This window comes from Roseobacter sp., from assembly GCF_045106495.1.
Taxonomy (GTDB): domain Bacteria; phylum Pseudomonadota; class Alphaproteobacteria; order Rhodobacterales; family Rhodobacteraceae; genus Roseobacter.
Window position 1 is genome coordinate 100,391 of sequence record NZ_JBGCEQ010000041.1, and the last position, 6,148, is coordinate 106,538.

Genomic DNA, 6,148 nt, shown 5'->3' on the forward strand with positions numbered 1-6,148 from the left:
TGTTTATGTTTTAGCTAGAATAATTGCTAAATCGGAAACTGTTAACGAATGGGTAACCAATTCATCCCTAGGTTGTACTGTAGTTTTTCAAATCAACCCTGAAGCAATAGCACCACGGTACCAATGACATGAACGAAATGGAAATCACTTCCTTGCGTCCACATGATCCGCGGCAGGCAGGTTTGCCTGATTGGGTCCCGGCAGCTGCACAGGTCTATTTGGCTCATACCGAAGCCGGGCTGCCTATCAGAGCGCTCGCCCGGGCCGCCGGATGCCATGCCTCAACAATATTGCGCCAGATCCGGCGGGTTGAGACACGGCGCGATGACCCATTGGTTGATGCTGCCTTGAAGGCTCTGGGTGCTGCTCATTTCGTTAACCGTTCCAAAGCTGCTCAAAAGAACACAAAGGACGCATCACGCATGAGTTTTCAAGATCGTATCGCGGCCCCTTCAGAAGACGGGTCAAACCCACCAAGTGAAGCGTCTCTCAAAGCGGAAGGCATGCGTGTATTGCGCAGACTTTGCGAAAAAGGCGCGGTTTTGGCAGTTGCAGCCGAAATGGAAAAGGCCGTGATTGTGCGCGATGGCGCGGGTGCTCAAGCCACACGCACCGGTGTGGTGACGCGCAAAATTGCAGAAGCAATGGCGTTGAAGGAGTGGATATCGCCACAGACGTCGGGCAAAATCACCCGCTATACAATCACCCCCACGGGCCGCGCTGCACTGGAAAAAATGATGGAATCCGATGATTCCAGTTCCGAAACGGCTGGTTTTGCCGAAGCACAGGCCGATTTTGCAGGCCAGCATCGCGTTTGGGGAGCAAAAACACTTCCCGATGTCGATACAGGCCGCCCGCGTCGGATGCGGTACAACCTAGCAGAGAGCCCGTTGACGGCTTTGGCCCGTCGTCGCGACAAGAACGGAGAGAACTTTCTCAGCGATGATCTTGTCACGGTTGGCGAACGCCTGCGTGAAGACTTTGAACTTGCGCAGATGGGGCCGCGTGTTGCACAGAACTGGGACCGGTTCCTTACTTCCGGTGGTCGCGGAAACTTTGTGCCGGACAGCGGCGTCGGTGACGGACCTTCCAATGCCAGAAAACGTGTCGCAGACGCACTGGCCGATCTCGGACCAGGCCTGTCGGATGTGGTTTTGCGCTGCTGCTGCTATCTTGAAGGGTTGGAAACGGCGGAGAAAAAACTGGGATGGTCAGCACGATCCGGCAAAATCGTTTTGCGTATCGCACTTATGCGGCTCAAGCGGCACTACGATGAAACCATCGGGCCGGGTGGACCGCTGATCGGTTAACGCCGAAATTTCATTTTTACGTGGATTTAAGGAGCGCTCACAAGGCGCTCTTTTGCTTTTCATGGGCGCAGTTCTTGCAATGCAGCCATGTCTCCTGCGACCAGCCGGACTGTTGTAACCCGCGTCGCAAGTCGTCTACATTGTGGGGAAATACCGCAGACCACATGTCAGCAATTTGAGGATGGAGCAATATGGCGCCGCGCGATCTCAAGATTCCAGAGCAACGCCACCCTGAAAAGGCACGGCGACCGGACAATCCTCAGCCCAAGAAGCCACATTGGATTCGCGTAAAAGCGCCGGGCGGTCAGGGCTATGCCGAAACAGCTCGCATCATGCGGGAAAACAAGCTCGTAACTGTATGCGAAGAAGCCGGCTGTCCAAACGTTGGTGAATGTTGGAGCCAGGGCCACGCGACCATGATGATCATGGGCGAAGTCTGTACGCGCGCGTGTACGTTTTGCAATATTGCGACCGGCAAACCGCCCGATGATCTCGATGCTTTTGAACCGGGGCGGGTTGCCCATGCTGTCGAAAAGCTGGGACTGAACCATGTCGTGATCACTTCAGTGGATCGGGATGACGTCGAAGACGGTGGCGCCGATCATTTTGCCCAGACGATTCGGGCAATTCGACACCGGAGTCCAGCCACGACAATTGAAATCCTGACGCCGGATTTTATAAAATGCACGCCGGAGGCACTAGAGATTGTCGTCGCCGCAAGGCCCGATGTCTTCAATCACAATCTTGAAACGGTACCGGGTCTCTATCCAGAGGTGCGTCCCGGCGCACGTTACTTCCATTCCTTGCGCCTTTTGCAACGCGTCAAGGAGTTGGATCCGGCGATGTTCACGAAATCGGGAATCATGGTTGGGCTGGGTGAAGACAAACAGGCAGTAATGCAGGTGATGGAAGATATGCGTGCCGCTGACATCGATCTCCTGACCATCGGTCAATACCTGCAACCGACACCCAAACACCATGCTGTAGATCGGTTTGTACACCCTGATGAATTTGCAACTTATGAAAAGGCGGCCTACGGCAAGGGCTTCCTTATGGTTTCGGCCACGCCGTTGACGCGATCATCCTACCATGCGGGCGACGACTTTGCCCGCCTGCGAGAGGCGCGCCAACAAAAGCTGAGCAAGGCGTAGATATAGTTACGTTACGTCTATTGGGGAATTTTGCGGCAGTTTTCCCGTGAAATTGATCGCCAAAGTTGTGTAGTCGGGGCCGGTAACCTTTTCTGAGAGCCGAAATCATGACCTCCAACCATTGGGCAATCTTTGCCTTGCGCGACATTCAAACTTCGCTGGACACCGTAAGGTATGACGTTGCCGGGCACCATATCGAAGATGCAATCCATGCTATCATCGCACGGGATGCGCAATGCGACAGCATCTGCAATGGCAAAACAAGTGTTGTGCATGATTCGTTGGAACGCTGAAACGCGCCTTCTCTAAGGAATCGCGGGTACAGCTTTGAGGTATGCTGCCAAAGCGGTGCGATCTTCTTTGGGTAGCAACGCAAGATTTTCGATCACAGCAACCATTTCCCCGCCGACGCTATCATAGTCAGGTGTGAAACCGCTTGTGAAGTACTCGACCAATTCCTCGGTCGACCAATCCAAATCTGCTGGCGTAATGTTTGGGATACGGCCCTTGCCAGATGGGTTTGGCGCTCCGGCGAGCCACCTGCCTGCATTCAAGCCACCCAGCGCGTTTCGCGCTGTATGACACTCAGCGCAATGAGCCAATCCTTCCGCGAGGTACCGGCCGCGCAGCACCTCCGGATTTTCGGGATCGGCGAGATGGAACCCATCGTTGATAAAGAGCCGTTTCCATAACCCTAAGGAACGGCGCAGCGAAAACGGAAAACCCACGTCATGGGGGCGACTAGGCGTTGCGGACGAAGGCAGGGTTTCAACATAGGCAAATAGATCAACAACATCCTGCGCTGTCATCTTGTTGTAGGCGGCGTAAGGAAACGCCGGGTAATAGTGCGCGCCATCGGGTGAGACACCTTTTATCACCGCGCGCGCAAATGCCTCTTGAGACCATGTGCCAATGCCAAACTCTGGATGCGATGAGATATTTGGCGCGTAAAATGTGCCGAAATCACTTTTGAATGCATGCCCACCTGACAGGATCAGTTTTTGATCAGGGGTTGCGTCAGGTGTCGCATGGCATGATGCACAGCCAGCCGCTGCAAAGACCAAAGCCCCGTCCGCGGCAACGGGCGGAATCGTCTCTGACAAATCCACCGGCTCTAAATCGGGCAGTGTGACATACCAAAAGAAACCACCGCCAATGGCGAGAAGCACCAACAAAACTGTGATCAGCTTGCGCATGCGCGCGACTAGTTTTTCGGTCCGCGATAGGCCTTGTGACAGGTCGAGCAAGTGGTACCGAGATTTTTCATTTGCGCCTGAAGGGCTGGCAAATCCGTGCCCGCCGCGGTGATCATGGTTGTCGCGGCATCCTCCATCGCCACAGCGGCCTTATCAAAACCCGCCGGGTCGCTCCAGATTTCTGCTTTGGCGCGTGTGCCTTCCACGGTGCCTTGAACGGACCCTTCGAGCCACAGAATGCTACGGTCCAGCTTGGCGACTGCCGCCAGATTTGATGCCGCTGCAGTAGCAACCGCGCTATCAAATGGCACCTCACCTTTTGCCATGGCACCCAGCAGACCGGTGTTAAAGCCAACCAGTTGCATCTGCGCTTTGCGCGCGCTGATGGCAGACTGCAGCGCTTTGTCCGCATGGCCGTCTCCGATCGCAGTTCCGGCAACACCGGTCAGGGCCAGCGCGGCGGCGAGGGGCAGTGCGAAGGATTTGTTCATTCTAGATCTCCTTTGGTGGCAATTGGCTACATAGGTGTTACGTTCGACGGGCTCAGATTATTCGCAAGTATATCTCCGTTTCAAAACATATGGGTCACTTTTTCGGTACCCTAGCAGCAACCGGTCATCCAAGACGCCAAATCATTATGCGGCTAGGCGTCCTCGAAACGCACTTTGCCGATATAGGGCAAATTCCGGTTCCGTTGCGCGAAGTCAATGCCGTAGCCGACGACAAATTCGTCGGGTATTTCGAAACCCGTCCAACTTGCCTTAAAGTCGACTTCGCGACGGCTGGGTTTGTCCAGCAAGGCGATGGATTTCAAACGGGCCGGCAGGCGGCTTTCTAGCAATCGCGTCACATGATTGAGTGTATGCCCGGTATCCACGATGTCTTCGACCACCAGAACATCGCGACCTTCGATCGTGCCTCGAAGGTCCTTGAGGATGCGCACTTCGCGGCTGCTTTCCATCCCTTCGCCGTAGCTGGAGGCTTCTAGAAAATCAACTTCAATAGGTAAGCTCAACTCGCGCACCAAATCGGCAATAAAAACGAAGCTTCCCCTTAAAAGACCCACGACTACGAGTTTGTCTGTACCGGCAAACTCGGTCTGGATCTCACGGCAAAGTACTTCAATACGGGCAGCGATCGATTTTGCGGAAATCATTTCATCTATGACATATGGACGCGTCGACATGGGTTTGACCTTGATCTTGAGCGGAGGAAATAGGACATGAGTGGCTAACCTTCACAAACCGACAAATCAATGCCTACGCACTCCGAGACCAAAATCCTGCCCTACACCGCACAGCAAATGTACGATCTTGTGGCCGATGTAGCGCGATATCCGGAGTTTTTGCCCTGGTGTTCAGCGGCGCGCGTTAAATCTGTAACGCCGGACGGCGATACGGAGGTCATGGAGGCAGATCTGGTGGTCAGCTTCAAAGTGTTTCGCGAACGCTTTACCAGTCGCGTGGTTTTGTTGCCAACGGAATACAAAATCGATACCGAATATCTCGACGGGCCGTTTCGATACATGAAATCGAACTGGGCTTTCTCGGATGTAGATGGCGGCTGTGAAGTGAGATTTTTTGTCGACTTTGCGTTTCGAAACATGATCTTGGAGCGGTTAATTGGTGTTGTTTTCAATGAGGCCATGTTGCGTATTGTGCGGGCGTTTGAGACCCGTGCGAAAGCGCTCTACGGTGAGTGAGCGCGACCCGTTGCGCGACGACGGTTCTTGCCCACTATCTCTGATTCAAAGCTTCGATAGTATCAGCGATAACGCATGTTCGCGCGCGGCCACGCGCACCTGATCTCGACCGCGTGCGCCAAAGTCGATTGTTTCGGTATCGACCTTTGATCCCTGCGCAAGGCCAAAACAAACGCGCCCTTCGGGTTTGTGTTCTGATCCTCCGGGGCCCGCGATGCCGGTAATGGAGACCGCAATCTGCGCGTGAGAGGCGGCCAAAGCGCCTTTCGCCATTTCACCTGCGACTTCTTCGGAGACAGCACCGTGCGCATCGAGCGTATCGGGACTTACGCCCAGCATCTCGATTTTAGCGGCGTTGGTATAGGTCACAAACCCACGCTCGACGACGGCAGAAGACCCTGGAACGTCTGTCAGGCTTGCTGTGAGCATACCACCGGTGCAGCTTTCCGCGGCCGCAATTTTTACATTGGAAGAAGACGCTTTTTCAATAAGTTCTCTGGCGAGGCTCATGTAAAAAACCCATGTGCAATCCCGGCCAGAACCAAAACACCGATTGCTGCAAAGACGCCAGCGATGACGTCATCCAACATGACCCCCAGAGGGTCTCCGCGCCGATCTGCCCACCCAACTGGGCCAGGTTTCAGGATATCAAACAGGCGGAACAGGGCAAAAGCCGTGATCCAGCCCGGCCACATGTCCAAGATGTCTATGCCCATTGACCAGGCTGCGTAGGAGAGCGGCAACAAGGCGATCCATTGTCCGACAAGCTCATCCACGACAATCTCGGAG

The 6,148-nt window shown here is 54.5% G+C and carries 9 protein-coding genes; 4 read left to right on the top strand and 5 right to left on the bottom strand.

Annotation, left to right across the window (positions count from 1 at the left end; translation table 11 throughout):
• Positions 1 to 128: 128 nt before the first annotated feature.
• The 3 genes from AB8B75_RS19555 (at position 129) to AB8B75_RS19565 (ending at position 2,754) form a co-directional block, all read left to right on the top strand.
• Positions 129 to 1,310 carry a DUF6456 domain-containing protein gene (locus AB8B75_RS19555; RefSeq protein WP_405364494.1) on the top strand — a complete coding sequence of 394 codons (1,182 nt, stop codon included), beginning with the start codon at positions 129 to 131 and terminating at the stop codon, positions 1,308 to 1,310.
• 191 nt (positions 1,311 to 1,501) lie between these two features.
• Complete coding sequence (lipA, locus tag AB8B75_RS19560; protein WP_405364495.1) at positions 1,502 to 2,461, top strand: lipoyl synthase; 960 nt, start codon at positions 1,502 to 1,504, stop codon at positions 2,459 to 2,461.
• Between the two features lie 107 nt (positions 2,462 to 2,568).
• Positions 2,569 to 2,754 carry a hypothetical protein gene (locus tag AB8B75_RS19565; RefSeq protein ID WP_405364496.1) on the top strand — a complete coding sequence of 62 codons (186 nt, stop codon included), beginning with the start codon at positions 2,569 to 2,571 and terminating at the stop codon, positions 2,752 to 2,754.
• 12 nt (positions 2,755 to 2,766) lie between these two features.
• On the opposite strand, the gene AB8B75_RS19570 is transcribed toward AB8B75_RS19565, so the two are convergent.
• The 3 genes from AB8B75_RS19570 to hpt form a co-directional block, all read right to left on the bottom strand.
• Positions 2,767 to 3,657 (bottom strand): c-type cytochrome, encoded by an 891-nt coding sequence (locus AB8B75_RS19570; protein WP_405364497.1) that lies wholly within the window; start codon positions 3,655 to 3,657, stop codon positions 2,767 to 2,769.
• Positions 3,658 to 3,665: 8 nt separating this feature from the next.
• Complete coding sequence (locus AB8B75_RS19575) at positions 3,666 to 4,148, bottom strand: c-type cytochrome (protein ID WP_405364498.1); 483 nt, start codon at positions 4,146 to 4,148, stop codon at positions 3,666 to 3,668.
• A gap of 152 nt (positions 4,149 to 4,300) precedes the next feature.
• On the bottom strand, positions 4,301 to 4,843 hold the full coding sequence (hpt, locus tag AB8B75_RS19580) for a hypoxanthine phosphoribosyltransferase (protein ID WP_405364499.1): 543 nt from the start codon (positions 4,841 to 4,843) through the stop codon (positions 4,301 to 4,303).
• A 69-nt stretch (positions 4,844 to 4,912) separates the two neighbouring features.
• Between hpt and AB8B75_RS19585 the strand changes: the two genes are divergently transcribed.
• Entirely contained in the window at positions 4,913 to 5,359 is a 447-nt protein-coding gene (locus AB8B75_RS19585; RefSeq protein WP_405364500.1) for a type II toxin-antitoxin system RatA family toxin, read from the top strand.
• 45 nt (positions 5,360 to 5,404) lie between these two features.
• Here AB8B75_RS19585 and AB8B75_RS19590 read toward each other — a convergent pair whose 3' ends face one another.
• Positions 5,405 to 5,869, bottom strand: coding sequence for a CinA family protein (locus AB8B75_RS19590; RefSeq protein ID WP_405364501.1), 465 nt, complete (start codon positions 5,867 to 5,869; stop codon positions 5,405 to 5,407).
• On the bottom strand, positions 5,866 to 6,148 hold a 283-nt coding region (locus AB8B75_RS19595; RefSeq protein WP_405364502.1), incomplete at its 5' end, for a phosphatidylglycerophosphatase A. The genes AB8B75_RS19590 and AB8B75_RS19595, both read right to left, overlap by 4 nt.

Excerpts from the sequence above, each read along its gene's own strand:
- AB8B75_RS19590 (WP_405364501.1), bottom strand. The coding sequence starts at position 5,869 with ATGAGCCTCGCCAGAGAACTTATTGAAAAAGCGTCTTCTTCCAATGTA.
- AB8B75_RS19570 (WP_405364497.1), bottom strand. The coding sequence starts at position 3,657 with ATGCGCAAGCTGATCACAGTTTTGTTGGTGCTTCTCGCCATTGGCGGT.
- AB8B75_RS19585 (WP_405364500.1), top strand. The coding sequence starts at position 4,913 with ATGCCTACGCACTCCGAGACCAAAATCCTGCCCTACACCGCACAGCAA.
- hpt (WP_405364499.1), bottom strand. The coding sequence starts at position 4,843 with ATGTCGACGCGTCCATATGTCATAGATGAAATGATTTCCGCAAAATCG.
- AB8B75_RS19575 (WP_405364498.1), bottom strand. The coding sequence starts at position 4,148 with ATGAACAAATCCTTCGCACTGCCCCTCGCCGCCGCGCTGGCCCTGACC.
- AB8B75_RS19565 (WP_405364496.1), top strand. The coding sequence starts at position 2,569 with ATGACCTCCAACCATTGGGCAATCTTTGCCTTGCGCGACATTCAAACT.
- AB8B75_RS19555 (WP_405364494.1), top strand. The coding sequence starts at position 129 with ATGAACGAAATGGAAATCACTTCCTTGCGTCCACATGATCCGCGGCAG.
- lipA (WP_405364495.1), top strand. The coding sequence starts at position 1,502 with ATGGCGCCGCGCGATCTCAAGATTCCAGAGCAACGCCACCCTGAAAAG.